A 25,727-nucleotide genomic window follows, 5' to 3' on the forward strand; every position below is an offset into this window, starting at 1 on the left:
TCATGACGCCAGCCACACAATTATTAAAAAAACACAAGGCCACTTTTGAGCTGCTCAGTTATGAGCATAACTCAAGTACACATAGCTTTGGTTTAGAAGCTGTTGAAAAGTTAAATCTAGCCGCTGAGCAGGTTTTCAAAACCTTGGTATTTGAAACCAATGAATTGCAGTTAGTAGTGGCAATTACGCCTGTGAGTCAACAAGTTAACTTAAAGCTCTTAGCAAAAGCATGTGGTGTTAAAAAAGTACATATGGCCGCTGCACAAAAGGTAGAAAATAGCACCGGATATATTCTTGGTGGCGTAAGTCCATTAGGGCAAAAAAACGCTTAGCAACTTACCTCCATAGTAGCGCAAAGCAGTTTGATATTATTTATGTAAGCGCTGGTAAACGCGGCCTTGAAATTGCACTTGATCCCAATACATTAATAAAACTATGTAATGGCAAATTAGCCGACTTTTAGTGGTGATTAACAGTGTTAGTTAACAGTCGATAAGCTTACACTACTTACCTTGCACAAACTTTAACATATCTTTATTTTCCCTCATTTTGTTTCTATTGTTGCTGAGGTTTAATTATTTTAGCGTTTTTTAGTAAAAAAAATCAACTAAATACTTTTCAGCGTACAAGTGTTAGCTCTTTTTATTCAATGGCTTAGATAGCCTAAAAATAAATAAATTGAAAAAACTGTTAAAAAATTGCTTAGAGTAATTGATCTAAACCATTTTTTATGACGTAATGTAGGTATTATTGTCTGGTCGGATGAGTTGATTATGAGTTTACGTACAAAATTAAAAAAAGTATTACCAAGTATTTCTATCACTGAACAAGAAGCCCTTGATGCGGGTGATGTGTGGTTAGAAGGCTCTATTTACCAAGGTAAGCCTGACTTCAACGCACTTCGCGCAGTCCCTGCTGCTGTATTGAGCGCAGATGAACAAGCATTTATCGACGGCCCATTACAAGAGCTATTGGGTATGATCGACGATACAGAAATTCAAAATGGCATTCATTTACCTGAATACATTTTAGATTTTCTGAAAAAGGAACGTTTCTTTTCACTGATAATTCCTAAATCATTTGGTGGTTTAGAGTTTAGCCCTTACGCAAACTCAACTATCGTTGGCACAATCGCCACTAAAAGTTCTGCTGTTGCAGTAACCGTTATGGTTCCTAACTCGTTAGGCCCTGGTGAGTTACTACTGCACTTTGGTACTAAAGAGCAGCAAGCACATTATTTACCACGCCTAGCCAATGGCCGTGACATTCCATGTTTTGCACTCACAAGCCCAGAGGCTGGTTCTGATGCCGGTGGCATTCCAGATTTAGGTACTGTGACTAAAGGCATGTACAACGGCGAAGAAGTACTTGGTCTTGAGATCACTTGGGACAAGCGTTATATCACCCTTGCGCCAATTGCCACCGTACTTGGTTTAGCATTTAAAGTGGTTGATCCAAATGGCTTGCTAGGTGGTAAGGAAAACCTCGGTATTACGTGTGCACTTATTCCAAAAGAGCACCCAGGTGTTGAACTTGGTAATCGCCATGATCCAATGGGGATTCGTTTTTACAACGGTACTACGCGTGGCAACAAAGTATTTGTACCAATGGACTTCATTATTGGTGGGCAAAAGAACATCGGCCGTGGCTGGCAAATGTTGGTTAGCTGTTTAGGCGCTGGCCGTGGTATTTCATTACCTGCATTAGGTGTTAGTTCATCTCAGGTAGCATTTAAAGGTGCGTCTGAATATGCTGCGGTACGTGAGCAATTTGGCTTAGCAATCGGTCAATTTGAAGGTATTCAAGAAAAACTCGCTGATATTGCTGGTAAAACATACCTACAAGAAGCAATGCGTGTACTTACAACCGAAGGTTTAGGCATGGGCTTAAAGCCATCGGTTGTGACTGCAATTGCAAAATATCACATGACTGAAATTGGTCGCGACGTGCTTGACTCAGCAATGGATATTCAAGCTGGTAAAGCAATTCAGAACGGCCCGCAAAATACGTTAGCAAGCGGCTATGTTGCACAGCCAATTGCCATCACGGTTGAAGGCGCCAACATTCTTACACGTAACTTGATGATCTTTGGTCAAGGTGTAATGCGTTGTCACCCATATTTACAATCGATGGTTGAATCAATCCACAGCGAAGATAAAAATGCAGATAAAGAATTTAACCGCATTCTGCGTAAAACAGTGGGTTATAGCGTAGCAAACAGTTTACGTGCATTTCGTTTAGGCGTATTACCATTTACAGCAGGTGCTAATTCACCACTTCCAGAAGTACGTGAATATGAAAAAGCAGCTCATAAATTATCAGCTAAATTAGCAGTATATGCAGATTTTTCGTTACTGGTACTCGGCGGAAAACTTAAACAAGCGGAAATGCTATCAGCCCGTTTAGGCGATGTAATGAGCTTCTTATATGCGGCAATGGCATCAATTAAATATTATGAGCAAAAAGTGGCAAGCAGTGAACGCGAGCAAGCAGCGCCATATTTCCACTACGCAACACGTTTTGCATTACAAAGCGCCGAACAAGCATTGCATAAGTTTTTAGACAACTTCCCTGCAAGTGGCACACGTAAGTTTATGCGTTTTATTACCATGAACTATTCGACTAAAATGCCAAAAATTAGCGATGACTTAATTCGCGAATTAGCTACACAGGCGCAACTTGACACGGCATTTAAAAAGCAAATCACGCACTTAGTTAAACCTATTGAAGGTGATGGACATTACATTAACGAGCAAGCGTATAAAGCGAAAATGGGCTGTTTAGATTTACTCGCAAAAGTGAAAAAAGCCTTGCGTGCTAAAACAATCAAACCAGGTATTCGTTTTGCACTTACTCTTGATAATGCACTTGTAGCAAATGTAATCACTGAAGAAGAATACGCTAAACTGATTGATTACAACAAAAAACGTGAACGCGCAATTCGTGTTGATGAGTTTGATTTTGATATGAACTTATTAGACGAAAATGCAAAACCGATAAACCCACTGAAAAGTGTTGTTAATCAGTAATATTTTTTAATTCAACAATGTAAGCGCCCAGAAGTTCGGGCGCTTTTATATTTAAAGCCCATACAGTTTTGTATGGGCTTTTTACGTAATTCGCTACTTGTTCTTAATTTAATGCCTAAGAATTTAAATTAACCATCTTGTTTCGCTTGTTTTTCTATCTCTATTATTTGTTTGTCTATTTGATCGGCTTCAAAGGAGAGTTCTGAGTATTTGCGTATATCGCCGTTACGTTGGGCATGCATTGCTTGTTCTAGTTTTATAGAAAGCTGCTTATGTAACTTTTTAGTTGGGTCTTTCTTAAAGAATGAAAACATATATTACTCGTATAGTAACTGGTGCAGATTGATACGTTTCAATTAATGTATTGGTTTACATTATGTTGAAATAGTAAGCTGGCAAAAGATAATGATTGCTAACATGTAGTTAAGTAGTGAGCTGTGTTGTCTATAAGCGCTTTAATCTTAAAATGTTTATGTCATACTAGGGTCTGTTGACCTTTCAAGGTTAAATTTGCAGCAGTCTGTTTGGTATTTAGGCAAGGCAGAGCCTATGTGGTGTGGTCATTCCCCATAAATAGGCGATAACGCAGCATCAATGCCAAACAGGAGCTGCCCGAAGGGTTCTTCCTAGGGGTAATTAACTCTTTGTTGCTCGGTTTTTACTTAGCCCACTAGGTTACAAACCTCGCGCCGCGATTAAATTGCCCCTAGTTTGAACAAATATTAATCCGCAAAGGTCAACAGACCCTAGGCGCTGGCTTTATGGATATTGGTGCGTATGTCTTTTTATCTGCCATTAATTGGTCTTCATTATAAAAATATTAAAATCACTGAAACAATCACTGCTTTATGGAGTGGCTGTGGTGAAATAGTGCGTTGTCGTTTAGACGGTAAAGTCTGCGTCATTAAAGCGATTAGTGTGCCCGATCACATAAATCATCCGCGAATTTCGCAAACTGAGTTTGCAATTAACCGAAAGCGTCACTCTTATGAAGTCGAATTTTATTGGTATCAGTATTATGCGTCGCGATTACCATCTAGAGCAGGTGCTTTAAGGTGTTTTAATGCCATAGAACATGAGCAGCACAAAGTCTTAGTGTTTGCTGATTTTACAGAGTGTGGCTTTGTAAACGCAAAACCAATCCATACACATGTTACAGCCATTATTAAGTGGTTGGCGAATTTTCATGCTTTTCATTTTCAAGTCAAAGCTGATGGCTTATGGTCGCAGGGGGTTATTGGCATTTAGCCACTCGACCAGACGAGTATGAAAAAATGGCAGATTGTGCTATCAAGCAACAAGCACACAGCATCGATCAAACTATTAGGGCATGTCCGTATCAAACGCTTATTCATGGTGATGCAAAAATAGCGAATTTTGCTATTAATAACGCGACACTAAATGTTGTCGGATATGACTTTCAATATGTTGGCGCTGGAGTAGGTGTTATTGACGTTATGTACTTTTTGGGTAGTTGTTTAAATGAACAGCAATTACAACAAAGAGCTGATGATTACTTAGCCGACTACTTTAAATATTTTGCCAACGCCATGCACATATTTGATAAAAGTGCATATAGCCATGCTGCTATTAACGAATGGAAAACCTTATGGCCAGTTGTATGGGCTGACTTTTACCGATTTTTAATGGGCTGGAGTCCAGAACACGTAAAAATTAATGCTTATATGCAATATCAAATTACAAAAACAAATTTTGGGGTAACGTAGAATGACGAAACAGATCCGTTGGGGAATGATTGGCTGTGGCGCTGTAACCGAGGTGAAAAGTGGCCCTGCGTATAAAAATACGAAAGGTTTTGTGTTGCAAGGCGTTACTCGACGAGATACCGCACTCGCTGAAGATTACGCAAAACGCCATAACGTGCCTATGGTATTTAAAACGGCCGATGAATTGATCGTAAGTTCTGATATTGATGCCGTGTATATCGCAACGCCTCCAGATAGCCATATGGAGCTGGCGCTAAAAGTTGCTGCTGCGGGCAAACCATGTTGTATTGAAAAACCACTGGCGCCTACATTGGCTCACAGTGAAGTTATTCTTGAAGCTTTCAGTAGTAAAAATATTCCCTTGTTCGTCGCGTATTATCGACGTTCTTTACCGCGCTTTAATAAAGTAAAAAGCCTGATTGATGCCGGTGAAATCGGCCAGGTGCGACATATTAATTGGCACTTAAGTAAAGCCTCCAGCGAGCAAGATAGATCAGGTGTTTACAATTGGCGTACCGATAAAACTATTGCACCAGGAGGTTATTTTGATGATTTAGCCAGCCATGGTCTCGATTTATTTGGTTACTTATTTGGTGATTATGAACAAGTGAAAGGACTGGCGACAAACCAGCAAAACTTATATGGCGCTTTTGATGCAATCACTGCTTGTTGGCAGCATAAAAACGGTATTACCGGCTCAGGAAGTTGGAACTTTGGTGGTTTTTCTCGTTTTGATGTTGTTACTGTGTACGGTGAAAAGGGCGAGATCAGCTTTAGTGTGTTTGATGAACAAGCAATTACGGTTATTAACGAAAGTGGTCAGCAACAACTAAGTATCGAAAATCCGCCTCATGTTCAACAATATCATGTGCAAAATATGGCCTCGTTATTACTTGAAAATATTACACATCCGTCAACAGGTCATTCGGCCACACATACTAGTTGGGTGATGGAGCAAATTTTAAACAACTAAATCAGCGTGCCGGTATTGCTACGTTAAAAGCATCTTGTAATGCGCTTAGCATTAACGCCTGCTCTGGCGGTGCAAATATTTGTGAGTGGCTCTGAAGAATAATTTGCTGGACTGCCTGTGTTTGCAATGCTTGGTCAAATAGCGCAATTGCTTGTTTGCCTAGCTCCGATTGCGAGCATGCTATATAACCAAACACAGCTTGTTGGGTTTTATCAACACTAAGATAACGTATATTGGCGATTCGGGTATCTTCTGAGTGACGCGAAATAAACACCGCACTATATTCAATAATGGCATCGAACTTATTTTGAAATAACATTTGGCTAAGGCGATAAGCGCTCGTTGTGCCGCCTAAAACCATAAATGATTCGTTATGCTTGGCAATATAGTCATCTATTTCGTGACCATATGAACGTCCTGAAGCAATGCCGATGGTGAGATCATATTTATTTACGGCATCATTTAAACTAATATTTTCAGGTAATTCTGGATGATTATACACCACTAAGCGGTTGGCCGGAAAAGCCATAATTGGGTAGGTATTAAATAATGCATTTTCAATACGCTCAGGTGTTTTGGTTTTATTGTATAAGCACACATCTTTCATTGCGTGCAATTGTTGCCATTCTCTTAATCTACTCGCTGGGATAAAGTTTAACGCGATGGCACCATTGAGCTGTTTTTCAATATCAAGCATAAATCTAGTGGCTATGTTTTGTGAATCGTCATTAATCTGTGGTGCAAAGTCGGTCATTATTTGCACCTTTAATGGTTTTTTAGCCACCGCAAATGAAGGCATTATCGCAAATAAAATACCTATCAGGATCCCAACAGCAAACTTTGACATAAAACCTTTGTGAGCAAATCTTCTATAGCCATTATTATAGTTTAGTTACTTAAAAAAATAATAATTGCGTTAAATGAAATAAAAGCACTGTATCAGAGTGATAAAATAATACTTTTATTGCACAGATCATGCTTTTTTAAAGTCTGATGGTTTTTTTAAGCTAAAATAAGCGCAATTTATTTTTCTTTTAGGCGTTTTTATGACTATTCATGTAATTAATCACCCACTTGTTCAACATAAACTTGGTCTTATGCGAGAGTATGGCATAAGTACTAAGAGTTTCCGTGAGCTTTCGTCTGAAGTCGGTACATTATTAACCTACGAAGCGACTAAAAATTTGCCACTGGAAAAAGTAACAATCACTAGTTGGGATGGTAATCAATTAGATGTTGAGCACATCAAAGGTAAAAAAATTACTGTTGTGCCAATTTTACGTGCTGGCCTTGGCATGATGGATGGTGTTATGCAATTACTGCCTGCTGCAAAAGTAAGTGTTGTGGGCCTGCAACGTAATGAAGAAACGTTAGAACCAATCCCTTACTTTGAAAAGTTAGTCGGTAAAATTGATGAGCGCTTGAGCCTCGTTATTGATCCAATGCTCGCAACTGGGGGCTCGATGATTGCGACTATCGATATGCTGAAAAAAGCTGGCTGTAAAGAAATTAAAGTGATTGTATTGGTTGCCGCACCTGAAGGGGTTGAAAAAACCCTTGCAGCTCATCCTGATGTAGAGATTTTTACAGCATCATTAGACAGCCACTTAAATGAGAAAGGTTATATAATTCCTGGTCTTGGTGATGCTGGCGATAAAATTTTTGGTACTGTCTAACAGTGAATAACTCGACCTTTTCAATTAAAACAATTTTAACTGGGGCGCAAATGTTATTTGTCGCCTTTGGTGCCTTGGTGTTAGTTCCTTTATTAACGGGGCTTGATCCAAATGTGGCACTTTTTACGGCAGGTATTGGTACCTTGCTGTTCCATTTGGTAACTAAAGGCCAGGTGCCGATATTTCTAGCTTCATCATTTGCGTTTATTGCCCCTATTATTGCCTGCGTACAACTTTGGGGTGTGCCTGCCACAATGGGGGGCTTAATGGCTGCCGGCGGGGCTTATATGTTGTTAAGTCTATTAGTTAAATTAAAAGGTGTAGCTACCCTGCATAAAATATTACCACCCGTTGTGGTCGGTCCGGTGATCATGGTAATTGGTTTAGCACTGGCACCTGTTGCAGTTAATATGGCAATGGGAAAAAGCGGCGATGGTTCAATTCAGTTGATTGCGTACGAGCAAGCCATTTGGGTGGCGGCATTTTCGTTGCTAGTGACGCTAATTTTCGCGGTATGGGGTAAAGGTGTATTTAAGCTGATCCCTATTTTAGCTGGAGTCATCGCAGGTTACAGTTTATCGCTATATTTAGGGATCGTGCAATTTGATGCTGTTACTAATGCATCGTGGTTTGCAATGCCAGCGTTTACTTGGCCTGAGTTTAAATGGCAAGCAGTGTTATTTATGGTGCCGGTGGCAATAGCCCCCGCTATTGAACATATTGGCGATATGATGGCGATTAGCCAAGTAACCAATAAAGACTATTTGAAAAAACCGGGCTTACATCGCACTTTGTTTGGTGATGGATTAGCTACTACTGCAGCGTCTATATTCGGCGGGCCACCTAATACCACCTATTCAGAAGTCACCGGTGCAGTGATGCTTACGCGTAATTTTAATCCTAAAGTGATGATGTGGACTGCCATTATCGCCATTATTTTAGCGTTTGTGGCTAAAATGGGTGCTGGTTTGCAAACCATACCAGTACCTGTGATGGGGGGGATCATGATTTTGCTGTTTGGCTCAATTGCTGTGGTGGGTTTAAATTCGTTAGTGAAAAGTGGAGAAGACTTAACGGCTCCACGTAACCTCAGTATTGTGGCACTCATTTTAGTGTGTGGCATTGGTGGTATGCATATCGGTGGCAACGAATTTAGCTTACAAGGCGTGAGCCTATGCGCTATTTTAGGCATAGTGCTTAATTTAGTGTTACCAAAGGCTGATAAGCCAACGTAATATTTTGCACATTCAGCTAATAATTTGCACCAAAATAGCGCATTTAATATGCGCTATTTTTTTAACTAACTAAAAAATATAAAGTTATAAAACTGGTCTAGTAACTGCATTTACCTCATTAACAGTGCCATACTGATCAGGAGCGTTTAATGCAAGAGACAAACATTGTGGATATCACCCCATTTTTAGCAAAACATCAGCTGCCACTCAAATATCAGTATTTGAGTGAACAGTATTTCGTCCCACTCGCTGAAGATATTCTCCACAGCAAACCAACCGATCGTCCAATGCTGGTGGCAATCAATGGTTGCCAAGGCTCAGGTAAAACGACATTAGCTGATTTTTTAGTTACTTGGATCAACTGTAATACAGCGTTTAATAGTATTGCGATGTCGATTGATGATTTTTATCACAGCCACGCACATCGTCAACAACTAAGTAAAGATGTACATCCGTTATTTGCAACGCGCGGTGTGCCAGGTACACATGATACAGCACTTATGCAGCAGACTTTTACCGCGTTACTTGCAGGTAAAGTAGGGGTGCCTTTGCCACAGTTTGATAAACAAACCGATGATCCAGTTACGCAAGCGTTATGGCCTACTAATAAACAGCCTGTTGCTATCATTTTTTTTGAAGGTTGGTGTGTTGGTAGCATAGCGCAACAACCTTATCAATTACATCAAACAGTTAATCAATTAGAACAATATGAGGATCCTGAAGGTATTTGGCGACGCTGTGTAAATAGTTGTTTAGCGAATGAATACCAAGATATTTTTGCAATGATTGATTATACCGTGATGCTAAAAGCACCGTCATTTGCCGATGTATATGGGTGGCGATTAGAGCAAGAGCAAAAATTACTGTCGCATAAAGGACGAGGCCAAGGAACGTTCGATGAGCAACAATTAGTGCGATTTATTTCTCATTTTGAACGTATTACGCGAGAAAATTTAACTCAGTTACCAGAGCAGGTCGATGCATTACTGAGCTTAGATAAAGTACGTGATATTAGTGCCATGAAACTTCGCGCTGATGATGTTGCAATGCCACTTATTTTCACTGATTTAGACGGTACGTTACTTGATCATAACGATTACCAATGTACTGAGATTGCCCCGTTTTTAAGCCAATTGAGTCGCGCAGGTATCGCTGTAGTTTTTAATACCAGCAAAACGTTTGCAGAGGTAATCGCACTGCAAAAATCACTTGGGTTAAACCAGCCGTTTATTATTGAAAATGGCGGGGCTGTATATATCCCAAAAAATTATTTTTCATTAAAACCAATTGGCTGCGAAGAGCTGGATGAACATTGGCGTTATGCGCTGTCGCCAACCAATAAACAGTTGTACAGTGAATTACTTGAATACGGTAGCGAGTTTAGTGCTTATTACCGTTTGTTCAGTCAATTATCAGCGCAAGAAGTCAGTCAAATAACAGACTTGAGCCTAGCACAAAGCGAACTTGCCCGTATTCGTGAATATTCAGATCCGCTTTTTTGGCAAGGCACAGAGCAACAGCTACTTGACTTTTTAGAAGCAATAAAACCGCTTGGTTATGAAGTGTTAATAGGCGGGCGTTTTATTCATTTAAATCGCAGTACCAATAAAGGTAAAGCGCAAAACTGGTTAGTAGAACAATTTAAAAAACATTGTCGTCATGCTTTCACCACTATTGCACTGGGTGATAGCCAAAATGATATGGCGATGTTGGATGCCGCAGATATCGCGATTTTAATTAATAATCCTGCCAGTAAAGCCAAGGCAAAATTATCCCACAAACCATGGCGTGTTAGTGAACACCCAGCCCCACAAGGTTGGCTCGATGAAGTAGCAGATCTAAGTGTTATCAAAGCGCAATTAGCGTCTAAACAGGAGCAATCACATGGCTGATTTTTACCAAAATGGCATCATAACAACATTACATAATATTGCCGACCGTCCGCTGGCTGATCTAGAAGCTGAACTCGTTAGCTTTTCAAAACAACGCCCAATGGGCTTGATTTTACCCTCCCTGTACAGTGAACTGGAGGGCCCTGCATTACAAAATATTGTGCAAGAATTGAAACATGTTCCTTATTTGTCGCAAATTACGATTGGCTTAGATAGGGCCGATGAGAGTCAGTATCGTCATGCATTACAATTTTTTGCAGAGCTTGACCAACATCACCGCGTGCTTTGGAACGAAGGGCCACGTTTGCAAGCACTCGATAAAGAGTTGCAAGCGTTAGGCGTCGCGCCGCGTGAACTCGGCAAAGGCCGTAATGTGTGGTACTGCATGGGTTATAAATTGGCAACGGCAAAAGTTGAGTCAATAGCGCTGCATGATTGTGATATTTTAACTTATGACCGTAGTTTATTAGCGCGACTAATTTATCCAGTTGCTCATCCGCGCTTTAACTATGAATTTTGTAAAGGCTTTTACCCTCGTACTGCTGATGGCAAGATCAATGGCCGTGTATCGCGTTTACTCGTTACTCCTTTATTGCGTTCATTTAAAACCATTTTAGGCAGCACTGACTACCTTGAATATATGGATTCATTTCGTTATCCGCTGGCGGGGAATTTTCGTTTCGCCGTGATGTGCTCAACGATATTCGTATTCCTAGCGATTGGGGCTTAGAGATTGGCGTACTGTCTGAAATGTATCGTAACTACTCACACAATCGCTTGTGCCAAGTAGATATTGCAGATAACTATGATCATAAACACCAAGCGCTGTCACTGGATAATCAAGCGGCTGGCTTATCAAAAATGTCGATAGATATCACCAAAGCGCTGTTTCGTAAGTTAGCCACGCAAGGAGTGACATTTACCACGGAAACCATCCGGTCACTTAAAGCAACTTATTATCGTATCGCACTGGATTTTATTGAAACTTATCATAACGATGCCATGATGAACGGCTTAAAACTCGATATTCATCAAGAAGAAAAAGCAGTCGAAATGTTTGCGCAAAACATTATGAACGCAGGTGAGCATTTTTTACAGTATCCAATGGAAGCGCCATTTGTGCCTAGCTGGAACCGAGTTGCTTCAGCAATGCCAGATGTGTTTGCGCGTTTAGAAGAAGCAGTAGAGCTTGATAATAAAGAGTTTTCATAATAATACTTAAGCAGAGAAGTAATTACAGATAAATAATTAAAAATTAGTATAAACAACGGGGTAGGGTAATGAGTAAAGCGTTATTTGAACAACGGGTTGAACAGCACCTGACGAGTATATATGAGGGTGTTGACTTATGTATGAGTATTGATGCGCTTGCAAGCATGTTGATCACTACCATGTTAAGAGACGACCCGGTTCGAGACCCTACGCCGCATAAAAACCGCTGGGATCAGCAAGATGTAATTCTGATTGCTTATGGCGATTCAATTATGCGTTATCGCGATGCCGAACAAGCAGTTGCGGTACCGAGTGAACCACCGCTACATACCCTTCATCGGTTTATGAAAAACCAATGTGCGGGAACGATTAACGCGCTGCATATATTACCTTTTTATCCTTATAGCTCTGATGAGGGCTTTTCGGTAATGAACTATGTACAAGTGAATGAATCTCTCGGTAGTTGGGATGATATTCAAGGAATAGCTCAAGATGTAAAGCTAATGGCTGATTTAGTGATCAACCACTGCTCCAGTCGCAGTCGTTGGTTTGAAAACTTTATTCAGGGCAAAGAGCCAGGGTTAAGCTACTTTAAAACAGCTAGCTTAAATGACGATCTATCTGACGTTGTGCGACCAAGAACATCACCGCTACTTAATACAGTGCAAACGGCACTAGGGGAGCGCCATGTTTGGTGCACATTTAGCCCAGATCAAGTTGACTTAGATTTTGCTAATCCATTAGTGCTTAATGAATTTGTAGGTATTATTCGCCATTACTTGGATAATGGTATAAAGATATTTCGCCTTGATGCTGTGGCTTTTTTATGGAAAGAACTTAATACTTCTTGCATTAATTTACCGCAAACACATGAAGTGATCAGATTACTGCGAACGCTAATAGAGCATGTGGAGCCAAGTGCAGTTATAATCACTGAAACAAACATTCCTAATCGTGAAAATTTATCTTACTTTGGTAATGCCAATGAGGCACATTGTATTTATAACTTTTCATTGCCGCCTTTGTTATTACATACCTTGCTCAGTGGTGACAGTAAAGCGCTCAAACATTGGATGATGAGCATGCCGCCAGCGCAAAATGGTACTGCCTACTTTAATTTTATAGCTTCTCACGATGGAATTGGCTTACGTCCTGTCGAAGGGTTGCTTGACGAGGATGAACTAGGGCAAATGGTCAATACGGTTAGTCGCTTTGGCGCAAAGGTGTCAATGCGCACAGCGAATAATGGCACCAGCTCACCCTATGAACTTAATATTGCGTTATTTGATGCCTTACAAGGCACTCATAAAGGCGTGGATAAGTGGGGCTTACAACGTTTTACCTGTGCTCATGCTATTATGTTTGCCCTCGAAGGCATTCCTGGGCTTTATATTCATAGTTTACTTGGTACCACCAATGATTATGAACGCTTTGAAAATAGCCAGCATAACCGCTGTATTAACCGTCATCGTTGGCAAGAGTCGGCACTACTTGAAAAGCTTGCCGATCAATCAAGTCATCATTATCACGTGTTTACTCAAATCAATAATTTACTGGCTATTCGTAAGCAGCAAGATGCTTTTCACCCTAATGCGACGCAATTTACCTTACATTTAACCGGTGCTTTATTTGGTTTTTGGCGTCAAAGCATAGACCGTAGGCAAAGTGTTTTTTGTGTTTATAACATTAGCGATGAGCCTCAGACTCTGCTATTAGCTGATCTGAACTTAATTGATACTGAGCAGTGGTTTGAACTTATTTCTGCTCAGGCAATAGAGCAGGGGCAACAAAGTATTGAACTTGCGCCTTATCAGCCGCTATGGCTATCGAATCGACAATAGTTAGCTATTTTACTGGAAAACGGCAGAGTTACTGTAAAGGGCTGTAAATCCCCTTTACAGTGTTATTTATTAAGGGCTTTGGCTAGGTTGTCTACTGTAAATGGCTGCGGATCTGTGGCCATTTTACTAAATTGAGCAAAATCAATGTCAGCCAAATCAGTTTCATTTATGTGCTTTACAAGTGATACGGTTTCAGCCTTAAGGTTATTGAAGATGGCCAACGATGAATGATTTAGTGAAGTTCGAGTTTTTTCATTATGATGATCAGCGATATTAATGAGTGCATAGGCGCCTAATAACACATGGCCACCCAATGTTATATCCAACGCTTTGATACCTTTTGGTACAGAGTCCCAATTCATCCCACCAACAATGACCTTATGTGCATTATTGTGCGCTTGTAATGCTCTTTTTGCACCAAACCCAATTGCATCATTGGCGCACCATATAATATTGATCTCAGGAGCAAACTCCATAAATGCTAAGGTTTTTGTGTAACTTTCCTGTTCAGACCAATTGGCAACCTCTTTTCCTATAAAGTTTATATCTTCATGTTGCTCAACAAATTCATCTAAGCCTGCTACACGGTCTATCGATGCGGGCGTTGTATAATCGCCAATAAGGGCGAGTATATTAGCAGGTTGAGTCGATGTTTTTGAGTGTTTAATAAGTAACTGTTGTGCAAGCACTTTTCCTGCAGCATAATTATCCGGTATGACGCTGCCAATAATATTAACGCCATCACGTTGTAACGATATCAATTTTCCGATAGCAGGTCGGCTATATAAAAAATAAATAGGGATATTTCTAGTATTTAATTTTGCTAAGTATTTACTGACAACGCTTTTTTCATCGACCACAATTAAATAGTCAGGATTGTCTTTAATTGCCTGCCTGATAAGCTCTTTCATCAAAATATGATTACGATTCGCGTATTTTATGTGCAAGTTTATATCTAAGTCATCCGCCGCATTTAGCATAATCTTAGATACTTTGAACCAAAAGTTACCGGTTGTATTTATTTCATCAGATGAATCTGCAAACTAGGGATTTACAAAGGTAATGTTTAATTTGGCAAAGCTAGAAGGGCTAATTATTAAACACAACAAGAAAATCAGAAATTGTTTTTTTAATCTTCGCATTCGTTCTAAACCCAAAACACATCTCATCAACAAAAACGAATTCTAACACAAAATTAATTTTCACCACACTTAGAGTAAGGTTATATTCATAGCTGCTGGAGTGTATAATGATTTTTCATCTTTTTTGAGTTGTAACTGTTAGGATTATTATGAAAGTATTTCTGTGTCTTGTGGCACTGCTGTTTGTTCCGAGTTTATTTGCTAACGACGATTTAGATCTTGAAGCCAACATGAAGAATATGGGGCTTGCGTTCAAGCATACTGTTGAAGCAACACAACTACAGGAGTTTAATACCGCGATCGATGAATTTATGATATTGGTTAAGCGAAGTAAAACAGCCACTTTTCACAAAGAGGCTGAGCAGTCACTGCAAGGTTTAGATAAAGTGATCGCAAAAGCTGAACTTGCAAAAAAATTAGCGAATGAGCAAGGACTCGAAGCAGCCAAAGGACCGTTAAAAGCCATTGATGGGCTCCGTAAGCAATACCATAAACTGCATGAGCCACCAGGGTTTTGGGAGTTGTTGTTCGGTAAGTAGTGTTAGATTGTATTTAAGTTTAGCCTTAAAGACTGTACGCCTATATCAAGGTGTACAGTCTGTGATAGTTGTTTATTTTCTTCCTTTCTTTTTCATACCTTGCACTGCTTTAAAGCGTGGATTGTCTTTACAGATCACAAAAACGCGTCCTTTGCGTTTGACAATTTGACATCCTGGGCGGTTTTTAGCACTTTTCAATGAACTCAAGACTTTCATGATTATTTGCTCCCTAAGTTTTTAAAGCGGCGATTAAACGCAGCAACTCGACCATCTGTTGCAACAGATTTTTGCTTACCGGTATAAAATGGATGTGAGTCACTTGATACATCAATAGGTACGTAAGGGTATGTTTTGCCATCTAACTCAACGGTTCGATCAGTTTTAATTGTTGAACCAATAATAAAGTAGCTATCGGCGGCCGTGTCATGAAAAGCAACCGTTTGGTAATCAGGGTGAATATTAGGTTTCATAAATAGCCTTTTACTGGAAATTAATGTTATGTGATATTATCACTATAATTTATAGTAAATAAGAATTCTTTGCAAATACTATTTTTGAGTTGTTGGTAAAGTAGCTGATTTGATGTTTATTCACACAAACAAGTTAAAAAATCAGCAGTTGATTTAAAAAAACTAGCTATTGGGAATTAGCCTGTTATAAATAATAAGTAATCAAGAATAGGAGTCAGATTATTATGAGTGGATCAGCCCAGCAACAGCATAGTAGTGAACAAAGTCAGGAAATAGATCAGGGCGTCATGGAGACATTACGTAGTAGTGATCATAGTGTCCTAGCACAACAAATAGACCCATTAAGCTGCACCCATAATGACATTGTTGAATTGCTTGCACAGTATTTGGCATTAAGTGATCAAGAAGATGATGATGTTTTTGATGCTTGGTTTGATGGCCTTAGTAAAGCACAACATACGGTTTTAAAAGTATTTGAAGTATATCGCGGTCAGTTTGAGCATCAAGAGTAACTTTTACATATTGGATAAATTGGTTCAGAGTTAATCTTTATAAGGCAATTTGCATTTCTTGCTATTATAGCTGGTCCAAATGCTGCACAAACTCAGCTTGTTAGTAGGCAAGGTGTAATACCAATCGACTTAAATATTTAACCATTCTAGCGAGCTAAATAAAGCGCTAACTGCGTTATAATTTTTTCAAGTAGAACAACTACATGTCAAAATTTACGCCTTGTTATCACTGTATTTATCTGTCGCTATAAATGGTCAGTAACTTAACACGATTGGTATAAAGTTAAGATAGCTTGAGCTTATTTTAATGCACCTTCGCAGCAGAGCGCGACAAAGAACAAAACCAGTACGGTATCACATAGACCATTTCGACAGCGTAACCCCTTGGACAATAAGCGTGATCTAATGGTGGATAATGCGAAAACAATTACAAGCAGCAACAAGTTTTAACGAAAAGAGCAGGGTGTTGTTTGGTGGTTATCTGAGCCATCGAATAAAAACCAGTGAAAATGACGAATAGCTCTATTTTTGATAGGTAGAAAAGTGCCAAAAACGTAACTTCAAGCGTAAATCGTTTCTGCCCCTTTATGAGTTAACGTAAATACTCTATAGGTCGACTTTGAGCGAAGCAGTCAATCAAAAGTTTTGATGTCTGAAGTCAAGATTTGATCCTCGTTGGCTTTTTCAAAACTAATGGGCACGAGCTTTTGTAATAGTGGCAACACAAGCAAAGGCTCAGAGCGATTATCAACACAAACAACGGCATTTGCACTACTCAGCGCTCTCATCAATGCGTTAACAGGGGTTATATCGTCTAAAGACTCAATAAAACAATTGTCTTTCTCAAACTCACTAATATCGTCGAAATACCCATCAGGCGAAAAACAATATAACTCAAGCGACTTAACTACCGCGTTATTGTTGTTTGATAGTTTCTTCCCTAAAACGATGAGGGGTTCGGCTTTTTTACCCAATCCGAGCTTAAGCAAAAGCGTTTTTATCAAATCCATGTGCTTACTCTATGCCCAGGGCAAGAGCATGAAAAAAGTCTATGATTTCAATACCTTTTCAAGGTAATCTGTACTGCGCATAGCTTTTTTCTGTTTTGCGGGCATGCCTTTATTAAAGCTTGTTTCTGCTTTTAGCTGATTAAATGCGATGTGTCTCAGCCCCGCAAATACAGGTGCTGCACCTTCACGCCTAATTCGGCAATCATCTTCTTTAAATCCGACATCTAAACGCCAATGTAATCCATTCTCTATTTGCCAATGTTGCCGTTCGGATCTTGCGAGTTCTTCCGCCGATAGATATGCTGAACTGATGTAGTATCTATAGCATAACTCATTGCTTACTTTGTTTTTTTCTTTCCTATAAGAAACAATAACTCCCACTGTTTTGGCATCTTTCCAATTGCTCGTTTCTGATAAATCACTTACGTTATGACTAACAGCACAACACCTGAATTCTTCTCTGTTTTTATGATAATCGGCTTCATTAAACAAAACTCCTTCGGACGCTTGTCGTGTGACCTCAGGTAATAAAGCATTCTCTACTTGTGACAGCAGTCCTTTATGGTTCGCTTTTACTGCCAGTAGGTAATCGGCTTGTTTATCCACTATTGTCTCTGCAATTGATTTTTGACACCCCATAGCGTCAATCGTGACTAAGCAGCCTTTTATCTCCAGTAATTCAAGAAGCTCTGGTAACGCTGTTATTTCATTCGACTTTTTATCAACAGGGCATTGCGCCAAAACAACACCATTTTCGCACGCAAATGCACTGACCATATAAAGTGCATCGCGCCTATCTGACTGATTAAATGAACCTTTCAATCGCTTACCATCAATCGCAACTACATCGCCCTGAGTTAATTTAGAACAGTCTTTCATCCAAGAAGAAAAAGAATCTTGAAACTGCGTCATATCAATGCGACTCATCACACGAGCGATTGTGTCATGGCGAGGGATACCTTGCTCAAGAGGAACGTACTTCCTGAGCCAATCTAATCTATCATGGCCAAAATCTTCAATATCTTCCCAGCCTTGGCACCCAGATATGACAGCGCTGACAGCTAAGAATATGATATCAAAAAGTTTATGGACAACTTTACCCTGCTGGCGAGGGTCGGCAATTGATTCGAAATATTTAAATAGTTGAATATCAGGCATGGGGGCTCCTTAAAAAGGAGTATAAGATCATACTTTTAAGTCAAGGTAAAGTTCGTGATCTTGCCCTGACTCTATGCCCAATAAAATAGTGGCATATTTTATCGTGCATTATTAGATACATTAATAAAACAATAGTTACTTTTATGGACTACCAGCGTTTGTGCTTTAAACTATTGGTTAATTAATTTAACCCACTCAATTGGATTCGACACAATGAATTGATATTTAGCGTCATCTTTTAATACGATTTCAATTGCATCATGTGTATAAGGCAAAATACCCACAACCTTACCAGTGCACTTACTCACTTTTACAATTTCACGCCGTGAAAACGTATAAGGCCCTAACCCAAATTGTGCATTAAACGGTGCAAAATGAATATCGGTGTTGGTTAGCCAAAATCTGCCGTCCGCTTTAATCGCCCCTTGTTGAATCGTGGCGGTTGTCGATTTGATTGTTATTGCATTCATTATAGTATCCCTTTATGTAGCGCTGCTTTTAAGTCATTACCAAGTGACGACATTTAAGCTGACTGTATTATCTTTCTCTTGGTTTGCCTACCGTTAAGTAGTGCGCCCAACCACGTATTTTTAACTAATAATAAATAACTTATTTGACCTATAAGTAATGTAACCACCACGCTAGCTATAAACTTTACTAAAACTGGCAAATTAGTATTAATCAATGGAATCTGAATATAAATCAGCACTGGCACATGTATTAAATAAATCCAATATGATGCATTTGAGATGCTGCGACTGAGCTTACTTTGGTGATTTAAAAAACGATGCCCAAGTAAAAACGTTATGGCGGTTAACAAAATAACACTCAGTCCTTGTGATAAAACATGCAATACATGTAGCTCTCTTGCTGCGGCAAAATAACCAGTTGTTGCGGCGGCAATCACTTCATCTAAGCTTGGCGCGGCTGGTAATAGAGAAAAATAACCAGTCAGTGATATTGCAACACCCAAAATAAGAGGCCATAAGTACTTATAATATGACCAAATGAGCTGCTGTTTTTTATAAAGCCCCACTCCTAACCAATAAAAACTGCCGTAAAAACCATACGACCATAACTGTGGCGTGAGTTTATCAGGAGCAGGAAATGGAATAGATTGCCCCATTAATGAAAACGTTAACACGATGGGAAGTACAACCCACATAAATAAAGGGTGAACGCTAAGCGCATCGAATTTATTGCCTAATAAGTTAGTTGTTTTCAACAACCAGTGAATTAAGCAAAACTGGAATAAGTTCCACAAAAACCATAAGTGCATAGTGCTAACAACAGGCTCTTTAATAACTTTAAACACAGCAAAAATCGGCGGTATTGAATTAGCTATACCGGCCCCAAAACTCAAGGCATGGTAGTAAACGACAAAGCTTAACGGTAAAAATACAATAAAAGGCAGTAGAATATGTTTACTGCGATGACGTAAAAATCGCGCGTTGCTCGATTGACCTATTAATAACGCACTGCAAAACCCTGCAATAATAAAAAATAACGGCATCCGAAATAAGTGCAGCGTATGCGTAATATAATCAAATAGACCATGTTTGCTTGGGTCTGCCGTAAACCAAATATTACCAAAAAACGGACTGTAGGCTAAAGCGGCATGAAATACAATGCCGAGCAATAGCGCGAGGCTGCGTAAATTATCAATGTAATGTAATCGACTGTCTTTATTCATTAATATGCCCAACTAACTTTTATTAATAAAGCATAAATGAATGAAGTTTAATGGCACTAGTCACAAAGCTCATAGCCCGATCTATGACAGATGTCACTGTTTTTACAACGCGAATTCTGCAATAATAGCCAAAAAAATATGGCCGCAGTAATGGAATCAACTATACGACATACAACCGATTGGCATTTCTCAACATTGGCATCGTGGCTTGGGGTGACATCGGCGTGTGCCTATTATGCAAACTCAGAATTAGCACTATATTTGCAAATCATAGTAAGTGGTTCCATTTTAGCCATTTTGCTGTATGTGTTAAAACAACCCAATAAATTTGTTCACGGCGTAGCACTTGGCTATTTCCTGCTTATTTTGGCTATGATACAACTGAGTTCAACGTCCTTAGTTTTTATCCACCTAGTGATGTTCACCGCGGTTTTTAGTCCTCATTTTTCGCTTCCTAAAATACTCGCTTGTGTTGTGGCCGCCATGCTGGTTTATGGTTTAACGCATTATTCGCGCTGGGAAAATGGCATTCCTTGGATCACGTTTACAATTTGGTTCTTCTTTTGCTTGATGAATTGGTTTGTTAGCCGGCGTATTGTCGAAAGTTTAAATACACATTACCAATCCCGCCAAAACTACAAAGAGTTAAAAGCCACCCAACACATGATGGGGGCGATGCATGCAGCGCAAGAGCGACAAAATATATCACGCGAGCTGCATGACTCACTCGGCCATAAGCTTACCGCGCTCAGCATTAATTTAGATTTTGCTAAAAGAGCAGCAAATGAAGCCACCGTTGAAACCCTCTCTCTTTGCCACCAACTTAGCCAAGAAGTATTGGCAGAAGTACGCGAAATCGTTTCCACTCAACGCAATGACAAAACGATACTTAAGCAAGCTCTTGAGGCCATTTGCGAACTAACACCTAATTTACACTGTGATCTCCAACTAAGTAAGGGGACAGAGCAGCTCCCTCAAGACTACGCCCTGTGTGTATTGCGGTTTACCCAAGAGATGATCAGCAACACCCTTAAACATACCCAAGCAAACTATTTTACTTTGCATGTGAATGTCTCCCACGTTGGCCAACACCCGCTGTTAATTGCAAAAGCGTATCACAATCAACCAGAGACCCATTTACCTAAAAAGGGAACGGATTGGCAGGATTAAATGAGCGAATGACACTATTTGGCGGTGAATTTTCACAACATCTTGAGCAAGAAACACTGATCAATACCATGACATTACCACTAAATTTAGAAGAAAAAAGCCATGATAAAGTGCCTACTAGTTGAAGATCAGACCTTAGTTCGTTTAGGCCTCGCTAATTTACTTAACCTCGATAGCGCCATTAATATAGAAGCCCAAGCTGAAGATGGCTTGCAAGCGGTTGCACTATTAGCTGAGCATAGTTTTGACATTGCTTTACTCGATATGAGAATGCCGAATTTAGATGGGCTCGGCGTGCTGCAAAAAATGCGCGAGAAGGGTGATAAAACCCCTGTGCTGATCATTACCACATTTGAAGATTGTGATGTATTAGTCAAAGCCCTTAATCTAGGTGCTCGTGGGTATGTGCTTAAAAACATTGAACTTGAAGAACTCATTAGTGCTATAAAGCAGGTCGTTGCAGGAGAGCGAGTATTGCAAAGTGCGGTGACTGACTTTTTACTCAAAAAGCAACTAAGCCCTCAGCTCTGCTTAACGGACAAAGAACAAACCGTATTGCAGTGTTTGTCTTTAGGTATGCCAAACAAAGTGATTGCCAAAAAATTAGATAACTCTGAGGGGACTATTCGTAATCATGTGTCACAAATTCTTGCCAAATTAGACGTAAAAGACCGCACTCAGGCCGTTATAAAAGCCATTAATCAAAACCTAATTTAACACGCGAACAACACCAAATTACTATTTTTGATTAGGCTTAAGTGGTGCAATCAACATAAATAAGAGTAAACAAAACCAACTAATAAACAAACAGACGACTATCCATGCGAGCTTTTCTTGGCGTTCCACTTTTTGTGACCTAGCAATGAGTATGATTGGCATCACCCAAATCTTGATTTCAGACATTAAAGATCTTCAGTGTCTGCTCATGGCACCGAACCGCCCGTCGACTCTAACTCATAACTGTCCAAAAACGCGCTAGAGTGGCCATCTGCCTCGCGCTCAAAGTACTCATTCAGTAAGTTTGGTTACAGTACTCTTAAAAATCATCATATTGCGGTTACATTTATGCAAAACTGTGATACGGCACTATTGTTTTTCCTAAAACCTAAAACCTTTCCCCTCGCACCTTTTCTTCTTTACTTAACCGACAAATCATATTTAAGCACTAGTGCATCAATATAACGGGCACGAAGGGTATGTTGTTTTTCGTGTTCTGCACCATGACTAAGCGCGCGATTTAATAGTTTTAAAGCAGGGTGTAATTTGCTTCGCTCTGCTTGTGTGAGGTTTGGCTTTGTGCGTAATTCGGTTATATCATCTACAACTAAGCGACCAATATCAACGGCGGCGATTTCTTCAATTAAGCCATTTTGAGTTAGCACACCGTATTTACTGCATAAAAATTGTTGCCATACTTGTTGTAGGTGCTCTTCTAATTCACAACCAAATAGCTCTTCGTTAAATTCAAATCCTTGTTGAGCTAGCTTCGTTAAACTTGCACTGTATTGTTGTGCAAAGTAGTTGAAGGCTTGACTGGATGAATCAATTTTTTGCTTGGCTAAGCCTTGTCCCCAGTTAACGCATCCTCTTGGATAGAAGTCGTCGTATTCTTCGCATTCATATAAACCAGAGTAAGAGCTACAACTAAGCTGATTTTTAATACAGTAACTGGGTTTTGGAAATAACCCGTTTTGTTGCCAAATTGCAAGAGTATCTTCATCGATTGCTAAGGCATGACAAAGCTCTTCGCTGTGATAAAAATGGGTTGCTAAAAATCGTGATAAACGCATAAAAGTGCACTCAAGGTTAGAAAATAAATATACTGTTTATTTATACAGTTGTTTATTTTGGACTAAGCACCTCTACAACACAAGTAATTTAATTAATTAGTTATGCAACACTCGGAAAACGCCTGCTTTTATGTTACAACTACGGCAAGTTTTTTAAGATTAATTTTTTATGCGCACCCTAGAACAAATTAAACAAGCAAGCCTCATCACAGCAATTAAAACGCCTTATTTAGCCAGTGGTGAAATTGACTTAGCCACCTATGATTATTTAGTTGAACAGCAAATCGCCGCCGGTGTTGATGGTATTGTGGTCGGTGGAACCACAGGTGAAGGCCAGTTAATGAACTGGGAAGAGCATTTAATGCTGATTGCGCACAGCGTTAATAAGTATGCAGATAAGTTGGTGATTGTTGGTAACACTGGCAGTAACAATACCCGCGAAGCCGTTAAAGCGACTGAGTATGGCTTTGCCAGCGGTATGGACGCAGCACTACAAATTAACCCTTATTATGGCCGCACATCGATTGCCGGTGTAATTGAACACTTCAAACGAGTGCTGGCAATTGGTCCTGCGTTTATCTATAACGTAGCAGGGCGCACGGGGCAAGATTTAACCCCTGATATAATTGAACCGTTAGCACAACACGAAAATTTTATAGGTGTTAAAGAGTGTGGTGGTAATGAACGCATTGAGCACTACGAGCAACAAGGCATTGCTTGTTGGTCTGGTAATGACGATGAAGCACATGATGCTCGCCATACTTATAAAGCGCATGGCGTGATCTCGGTAACCTCTAATTTAATTCCTGGCTTGTATCGTCAATTAATGGACAGCAAAAGCGATGCGCTGAACGCGTCATTACAACCTTTGATCAGTTGGTTGTTCTGTGAGCCAAATCCAATTGCAATTAATACTGCATTGATGATGACAGGTGCAGTCAAGCCTGTATTTAGATTACCTTATGTGCCATTAAATGAGCAGCAGCAAGCGCAAGGGGTTACGTTGATCAATCAACTTGATGATGTTGCTGTTGTAGGTGGCTCTAAAGCCACACCATTAAATTTAGAAAATACAATTATTCTGCCATAATTTAGTTTGGGCTTTAAAAGATCGCCAACCATTGTTGTTATTGCTTAGCAAAGTATGCTTTGAAAAGGTCAAACACAAAAATGGCTGTAGAAGAGAAAAGGTAATTCTAGTTGGTTTATATATTTAAAAACTAACTGTTTGCCTTAAATTGCTGTATAATTTGCGACCCTTGATAATGTGGCCGCAGGTTATACAGCATGAATTTTAAATCTTTTAGTTTTGCCCCTGAACTTCTTCAGGCGTTAGATGAACTTAACTATCACACCCTTACGCCCATTCAACGTAATGCTATTCCAGCAGTACGTAAAGGCAAAGATGTTTTAGCCAGTGCCCAAACAGGCACCGGTAAGACAGCTGCTTTTGCTTTACCAATTATTCAAAAATTATCTGAAGTTGAATACACAAAAACTAATGCACCACGTGCCTTAGTGCTAGCACCAACCCGTGAGCTTGCAGAGCAAATTGCAAATAATTTTACTGATTTTGCAAAGTACACCAAGCTTAAAACTGTGAGTTTATTTGGCGGTGTTAGTACGGTAGGTCAAGCTAATGGCTTAAAAGCGGGTGTCGATATCGTAGTCGCAACACCGGGTCGTTTACTGGATCATATTCGTTTAGGTAATCTAAGCCTTGCTGACGTACAACATCTTGTGCTCGATGAAGCTGACCGTATGCTTGATATGGGCTTTATTGGTGATATGCAAACAGTGATCAATGGCTGTGCTGAAGATCGCCAAATTTTGTTGTTCTCTGCAACATTCCCAGCGGCAATTAAACAGTTTGCTAGCAAAGTACTCAAGCAAGCTGAAATTGTCCGTGTTGATCAAACCAACAGCACTGCTGCAACCGTTCATCACGTGGTTTATCCAGTTGAAGAGCGCCGTAAACAAGAGCTGCTTTCTGAATTGATCGGTAAGAAAAACTGGCAGCAAGTGTTAGTGTTCGTTAACATGAAAGAAACGGCTGATGAGCTAGTTAAAGAATTAAACTTAGATGGTATCCCGGCTGCTGTGTGCCATGGTGATAAAACCCAAGGTAACCGTCGTCGTGCATTAAGTGATTTCAAAGCGGGTAAAGTACGTGTGCTTGTGGCTACAGAAGTTGCCGCTCGCGGGATTGATATTGATGACCTACCACGTGTAATTAATATTGACTTACCATGGCTTGCTGAAGATTACGTACACCGTATTGGTCGCACAGGTCGTGCCGGTAAACAAGGTCAAGCAATCTCATTTGTTAGCCGCGAAGAAGAAAATATGTTGTTTGAAATTGAAACCTTAATCGGTCAAAAAATTCAGCGTGAATACTTGCCAGGTTATGAAGTAAGTAACCGTGAAGTACTGATTGATAAAATTGGCAAAAAACCATCGCATTTGCGTCGTAGCCATTCAAATAAACCATCAGGTCAAGCAACTGGTGAAGCGCGAGCTAAAAACCGTTCACGTATCTCAAACGTACGTAAAACCCTCAAAGGTGCCAAACTTTCGTTAAAGAAATAATGGTATAAGTTAAGTCATTAACACCAAAAAGCCTCAATAAATGAGGCTTTTTTGTGAACAGTGAAAAAC

The 25,727-nt window shown here is 39.8% G+C and carries 26 protein-coding genes and 2 pseudogenes; 17 read left to right on the forward strand and 11 right to left on the reverse strand.

Annotated features, from left to right (window positions below):
- Positions 1 to 2: 2 nt before the first annotated feature.
- Both ybaK and P4S61_RS20945 read left to right on the forward strand, forming a co-directional pair.
- Positions 3 to 463 (forward strand): annotated as a pseudogene (ybaK, locus tag P4S61_RS20940) (Cys-tRNA(Pro) deacylase).
- Positions 464 to 773: 310 nt separating this feature from the next.
- Complete coding sequence (locus P4S61_RS20945) at positions 774 to 3,029, forward strand: acyl-CoA dehydrogenase (RefSeq protein WP_145236077.1); 2,256 nt, start codon at positions 774 to 776, stop codon at positions 3,027 to 3,029.
- A 128-nt stretch (positions 3,030 to 3,157) separates the two neighbouring features.
- Here P4S61_RS20945 and P4S61_RS20950 read toward each other — a convergent pair whose 3' ends face one another.
- Positions 3,158 to 3,343, reverse strand: coding sequence for a DUF6435 family protein (locus P4S61_RS20950; RefSeq protein WP_145236073.1), 186 nt, complete (start codon positions 3,341 to 3,343; stop codon positions 3,158 to 3,160).
- 463 nt (positions 3,344 to 3,806) lie between these two features.
- Here P4S61_RS20950 and P4S61_RS20955 point away from each other — a divergent pair, with 463 nt between their 5' ends.
- From P4S61_RS20955 to P4S61_RS20965, 3 genes are read left to right on the forward strand one after another with little or no spacing between them, the layout of a single operon-like run.
- A complete protein-coding gene (locus P4S61_RS20955; protein WP_337119141.1) occupies positions 3,807 to 4,277 on the forward strand; it encodes a hypothetical protein in 471 nt (156 codons plus the stop codon).
- Positions 4,250 to 4,756: an oxidoreductase family protein gene (locus P4S61_RS20960; protein WP_337119142.1), complete on the forward strand. Its 507-nt coding sequence runs from the start codon at positions 4,250 to 4,252 to the stop codon at positions 4,754 to 4,756. Before P4S61_RS20955 ends, P4S61_RS20960 begins: the two co-directional genes overlap by 28 nt.
- A gap of 1 nt (position 4,757) precedes the next feature.
- Positions 4,758 to 5,729 (forward strand): Gfo/Idh/MocA family protein, encoded by a 972-nt coding sequence (locus P4S61_RS20965; protein WP_337119143.1) that lies wholly within the window; start codon positions 4,758 to 4,760, stop codon positions 5,727 to 5,729.
- A gap of 1 nt (position 5,730) precedes the next feature.
- On the opposite strand, the gene P4S61_RS20970 is transcribed toward P4S61_RS20965, so the two are convergent.
- Positions 5,731 to 6,576, reverse strand: coding sequence for an ABC transporter substrate-binding protein (locus tag P4S61_RS20970; protein ID WP_145236063.1), 846 nt, complete (start codon positions 6,574 to 6,576; stop codon positions 5,731 to 5,733).
- Positions 6,577 to 6,775: 199 nt separating this feature from the next.
- Here P4S61_RS20970 and upp point away from each other — a divergent pair, with 199 nt between their 5' ends.
- From upp to P4S61_RS20995, 5 genes and pseudogenes are all read left to right on the forward strand, one after another.
- Positions 6,776 to 7,405, forward strand: coding sequence for a uracil phosphoribosyltransferase (upp, locus tag P4S61_RS20975; protein ID WP_145236059.1), 630 nt, complete (start codon positions 6,776 to 6,778; stop codon positions 7,403 to 7,405).
- Positions 7,406 to 7,407: 2 nt separating this feature from the next.
- Positions 7,408 to 8,640 (forward strand): solute carrier family 23 protein, encoded by a 1,233-nt coding sequence (locus P4S61_RS20980; protein WP_149980136.1) that lies wholly within the window; start codon positions 7,408 to 7,410, stop codon positions 8,638 to 8,640.
- Positions 8,641 to 8,789: 149 nt separating this feature from the next.
- On the forward strand, positions 8,790 to 10,532 hold the full coding sequence (locus P4S61_RS20985; protein ID WP_337119144.1) for an HAD-IIB family hydrolase: 1,743 nt from the start codon (positions 8,790 to 8,792) through the stop codon (positions 10,530 to 10,532).
- Positions 10,525 to 11,744: pseudogene (locus P4S61_RS20990) on the forward strand (glycosyl transferase). The gene P4S61_RS20985 and the pseudogene P4S61_RS20990 overlap by 8 nt, the downstream one beginning before the upstream one ends.
- Positions 11,745 to 11,812: 68 nt before the next feature.
- The gene (locus tag P4S61_RS20995; RefSeq protein ID WP_145236046.1) at positions 11,813 to 13,585 is read left to right on the forward strand and encodes a sugar phosphorylase; all 1,773 of its coding nucleotides are present in this window, start codon (positions 11,813 to 11,815) and stop codon (positions 13,583 to 13,585) included.
- Between the two features lie 62 nt (positions 13,586 to 13,647).
- Here P4S61_RS20995 and P4S61_RS21000 read toward each other — a convergent pair whose 3' ends face one another.
- Positions 13,648 to 14,607 carry an ABC transporter substrate-binding protein gene (locus P4S61_RS21000; RefSeq protein WP_337119291.1) on the reverse strand — a complete coding sequence of 320 codons (960 nt, stop codon included), beginning with the start codon at positions 14,605 to 14,607 and terminating at the stop codon, positions 13,648 to 13,650.
- Positions 14,608 to 14,876: 269 nt separating this feature from the next.
- On the opposite strand from P4S61_RS21000, the gene P4S61_RS21005 reads away from it, so the two are divergent.
- A complete protein-coding gene (locus P4S61_RS21005) occupies positions 14,877 to 15,266 on the forward strand; it encodes a cytochrome b562 (protein ID WP_182718730.1) in 390 nt (129 codons plus the stop codon).
- A gap of 72 nt (positions 15,267 to 15,338) precedes the next feature.
- On the opposite strand, the gene ykgO is transcribed toward P4S61_RS21005, so the two are convergent.
- Positions 15,339 to 15,482, reverse strand: a complete 144-nt coding sequence (gene ykgO / locus P4S61_RS21010; protein WP_149980141.1) for a type B 50S ribosomal protein L36 — start codon at positions 15,480 to 15,482, stop codon at positions 15,339 to 15,341.
- 2 nt (positions 15,483 to 15,484) lie between these two features.
- Positions 15,485 to 15,736, reverse strand: a complete 252-nt coding sequence (locus P4S61_RS21015; protein WP_145236032.1) for a type B 50S ribosomal protein L31 — start codon at positions 15,734 to 15,736, stop codon at positions 15,485 to 15,487.
- A 224-nt stretch (positions 15,737 to 15,960) separates the two neighbouring features.
- Here P4S61_RS21015 and P4S61_RS21020 point away from each other — a divergent pair, with 224 nt between their 5' ends.
- Positions 15,961 to 16,248 (forward strand): hypothetical protein, encoded by a 288-nt coding sequence (locus P4S61_RS21020; protein ID WP_337119145.1) that lies wholly within the window; start codon positions 15,961 to 15,963, stop codon positions 16,246 to 16,248.
- Positions 16,249 to 16,880: 632 nt separating this feature from the next.
- On the opposite strand, the gene P4S61_RS21025 is transcribed toward P4S61_RS21020, so the two are convergent.
- The 4 genes from P4S61_RS21025 to P4S61_RS21040 form a co-directional block, all read right to left on the reverse strand.
- Positions 16,881 to 17,258, reverse strand: coding sequence for a hypothetical protein (locus P4S61_RS21025; protein ID WP_337119146.1), 378 nt, complete (start codon positions 17,256 to 17,258; stop codon positions 16,881 to 16,883).
- Between the two features lie 39 nt (positions 17,259 to 17,297).
- Entirely contained in the window at positions 17,298 to 18,416 is a 1,119-nt protein-coding gene (locus tag P4S61_RS21030; RefSeq protein WP_337119147.1) for an ISAs1 family transposase, read from the reverse strand.
- Positions 18,417 to 18,586: 170 nt separating this feature from the next.
- Entirely contained in the window at positions 18,587 to 18,886 is a 300-nt protein-coding gene (locus P4S61_RS21035) for a hypothetical protein (protein ID WP_145236026.1), read from the reverse strand.
- Between the two features lie 53 nt (positions 18,887 to 18,939).
- The gene (locus P4S61_RS21040; protein WP_337119148.1) at positions 18,940 to 20,109 is read right to left on the reverse strand and encodes an acyltransferase family protein; all 1,170 of its coding nucleotides are present in this window, start codon (positions 20,107 to 20,109) and stop codon (positions 18,940 to 18,942) included.
- Between the two features lie 150 nt (positions 20,110 to 20,259).
- Between P4S61_RS21040 and P4S61_RS21045 the strand changes: the two genes are divergently transcribed.
- From P4S61_RS21045 to P4S61_RS21055, 3 genes are read left to right on the forward strand one after another with little or no spacing between them, the layout of a single operon-like run.
- Positions 20,260 to 21,279 carry a sensor histidine kinase gene (locus P4S61_RS21045; RefSeq protein WP_337119149.1) on the forward strand — a complete coding sequence of 340 codons (1,020 nt, stop codon included), beginning with the start codon at positions 20,260 to 20,262 and terminating at the stop codon, positions 21,277 to 21,279.
- Complete coding sequence (locus P4S61_RS21050; protein ID WP_337119150.1) at positions 21,267 to 21,404, forward strand: hypothetical protein; 138 nt, start codon at positions 21,267 to 21,269, stop codon at positions 21,402 to 21,404. The genes P4S61_RS21045 and P4S61_RS21050 overlap by 13 nt, the downstream gene beginning before the upstream one ends.
- Positions 21,382 to 21,996, forward strand: a complete 615-nt coding sequence (locus P4S61_RS21055) for a response regulator transcription factor (RefSeq protein WP_337119151.1) — start codon at positions 21,382 to 21,384, stop codon at positions 21,994 to 21,996. The genes P4S61_RS21050 and P4S61_RS21055 overlap by 23 nt, the downstream gene beginning before the upstream one ends.
- Before the next feature lie 21 nt (positions 21,997 to 22,017).
- Here the strand turns inward: P4S61_RS21055 and P4S61_RS21060 are convergent, their stop codons facing one another.
- Together P4S61_RS21060 and P4S61_RS21065 are read right to left on the reverse strand one after the other, a co-directional pair.
- On the reverse strand, positions 22,018 to 22,182 hold the full coding sequence (locus P4S61_RS21060; protein WP_182758289.1) for a hypothetical protein: 165 nt from the start codon (positions 22,180 to 22,182) through the stop codon (positions 22,018 to 22,020).
- 233 nt (positions 22,183 to 22,415) lie between these two features.
- Complete coding sequence (locus P4S61_RS21065; RefSeq protein WP_145236013.1) at positions 22,416 to 23,069, reverse strand: DUF6058 family natural product biosynthesis protein; 654 nt, start codon at positions 23,067 to 23,069, stop codon at positions 22,416 to 22,418.
- Positions 23,070 to 23,238: 169 nt separating this feature from the next.
- Here P4S61_RS21065 and dapA point away from each other — a divergent pair, with 169 nt between their 5' ends.
- Both dapA and P4S61_RS21075 read left to right on the forward strand, forming a co-directional pair.
- Positions 23,239 to 24,159, forward strand: coding sequence for a 4-hydroxy-tetrahydrodipicolinate synthase (gene dapA, locus P4S61_RS21070; protein WP_145236009.1), 921 nt, complete (start codon positions 23,239 to 23,241; stop codon positions 24,157 to 24,159).
- Between the two features lie 197 nt (positions 24,160 to 24,356).
- A complete protein-coding gene (locus tag P4S61_RS21075; RefSeq protein WP_145236005.1) occupies positions 24,357 to 25,658 on the forward strand; it encodes a DEAD/DEAH box helicase in 1,302 nt (433 codons plus the stop codon).
- Positions 25,659 to 25,727: the final 69 nt, after the last annotated feature.

This window comes from Pseudoalteromonas sp. B160 (genome assembly GCF_037162485.1).
Lineage (GTDB): Bacteria > Pseudomonadota > Gammaproteobacteria > Enterobacterales > Alteromonadaceae > Pseudoalteromonas > Pseudoalteromonas rhizosphaerae.

Excerpts from the sequence above, each read along its gene's own strand:
- P4S61_RS20995 (WP_145236046.1), top strand. The coding sequence starts at position 11,813 with ATGAGTAAAGCGTTATTTGAACAACGGGTTGAACAGCACCTGACGAGT.
- ykgO (WP_149980141.1), bottom strand. The coding sequence starts at position 15,482 with ATGAAAGTCTTGAGTTCATTGAAAAGTGCTAAAAACCGCCCAGGATGT.
- P4S61_RS20970 (WP_145236063.1), bottom strand. The coding sequence starts at position 6,576 with ATGTCAAAGTTTGCTGTTGGGATCCTGATAGGTATTTTATTTGCGATA.
- upp (WP_145236059.1), top strand. The coding sequence starts at position 6,776 with ATGACTATTCATGTAATTAATCACCCACTTGTTCAACATAAACTTGGT.
- P4S61_RS21075 (WP_145236005.1), top strand. The coding sequence starts at position 24,357 with ATGAATTTTAAATCTTTTAGTTTTGCCCCTGAACTTCTTCAGGCGTTA.
- P4S61_RS20955 (WP_337119141.1), top strand. The coding sequence starts at position 3,807 with ATGTCTTTTTATCTGCCATTAATTGGTCTTCATTATAAAAATATTAAA.
- P4S61_RS21015 (WP_145236032.1), bottom strand. The coding sequence starts at position 15,736 with ATGAAACCTAATATTCACCCTGATTACCAAACGGTTGCTTTTCATGAC.
- dapA (WP_145236009.1), top strand. The coding sequence starts at position 23,239 with ATGCGCACCCTAGAACAAATTAAACAAGCAAGCCTCATCACAGCAATT.
- P4S61_RS21035 (WP_145236026.1), bottom strand. The coding sequence starts at position 18,886 with ATGAATGCAATAACAATCAAATCGACAACCGCCACGATTCAACAAGGG.
- P4S61_RS21045 (WP_337119149.1), top strand. The coding sequence starts at position 20,260 with ATGGAATCAACTATACGACATACAACCGATTGGCATTTCTCAACATTG.
- P4S61_RS21060 (WP_182758289.1), bottom strand. The coding sequence starts at position 22,182 with ATGTCTGAAATCAAGATTTGGGTGATGCCAATCATACTCATTGCTAGG.
- P4S61_RS21020 (WP_337119145.1), top strand. The coding sequence starts at position 15,961 with ATGAGTGGATCAGCCCAGCAACAGCATAGTAGTGAACAAAGTCAGGAA.
- P4S61_RS20945 (WP_145236077.1), top strand. The coding sequence starts at position 774 with ATGAGTTTACGTACAAAATTAAAAAAAGTATTACCAAGTATTTCTATC.
- P4S61_RS21030 (WP_337119147.1), bottom strand. The coding sequence starts at position 18,416 with ATGCCTGATATTCAACTATTTAAATATTTCGAATCAATTGCCGACCCT.
- P4S61_RS21055 (WP_337119151.1), top strand. The coding sequence starts at position 21,382 with ATGATAAAGTGCCTACTAGTTGAAGATCAGACCTTAGTTCGTTTAGGC.
- P4S61_RS20960 (WP_337119142.1), top strand. The coding sequence starts at position 4,250 with ATGGTCGCAGGGGGTTATTGGCATTTAGCCACTCGACCAGACGAGTAT.
- P4S61_RS21040 (WP_337119148.1), bottom strand. The coding sequence starts at position 20,109 with ATGAATAAAGACAGTCGATTACATTACATTGATAATTTACGCAGCCTC.
- P4S61_RS21005 (WP_182718730.1), top strand. The coding sequence starts at position 14,877 with ATGAAAGTATTTCTGTGTCTTGTGGCACTGCTGTTTGTTCCGAGTTTA.
- P4S61_RS21065 (WP_145236013.1), bottom strand. The coding sequence starts at position 23,069 with ATGCGTTTATCACGATTTTTAGCAACCCATTTTTATCACAGCGAAGAG.
- P4S61_RS20950 (WP_145236073.1), bottom strand. The coding sequence starts at position 3,343 with ATGTTTTCATTCTTTAAGAAAGACCCAACTAAAAAGTTACATAAGCAG.
- P4S61_RS21025 (WP_337119146.1), bottom strand. The coding sequence starts at position 17,258 with ATGGATTTGATAAAAACGCTTTTGCTTAAGCTCGGATTGGGTAAAAAA.
- P4S61_RS20965 (WP_337119143.1), top strand. The coding sequence starts at position 4,758 with ATGACGAAACAGATCCGTTGGGGAATGATTGGCTGTGGCGCTGTAACC.
- P4S61_RS20985 (WP_337119144.1), top strand. The coding sequence starts at position 8,790 with ATGCAAGAGACAAACATTGTGGATATCACCCCATTTTTAGCAAAACAT.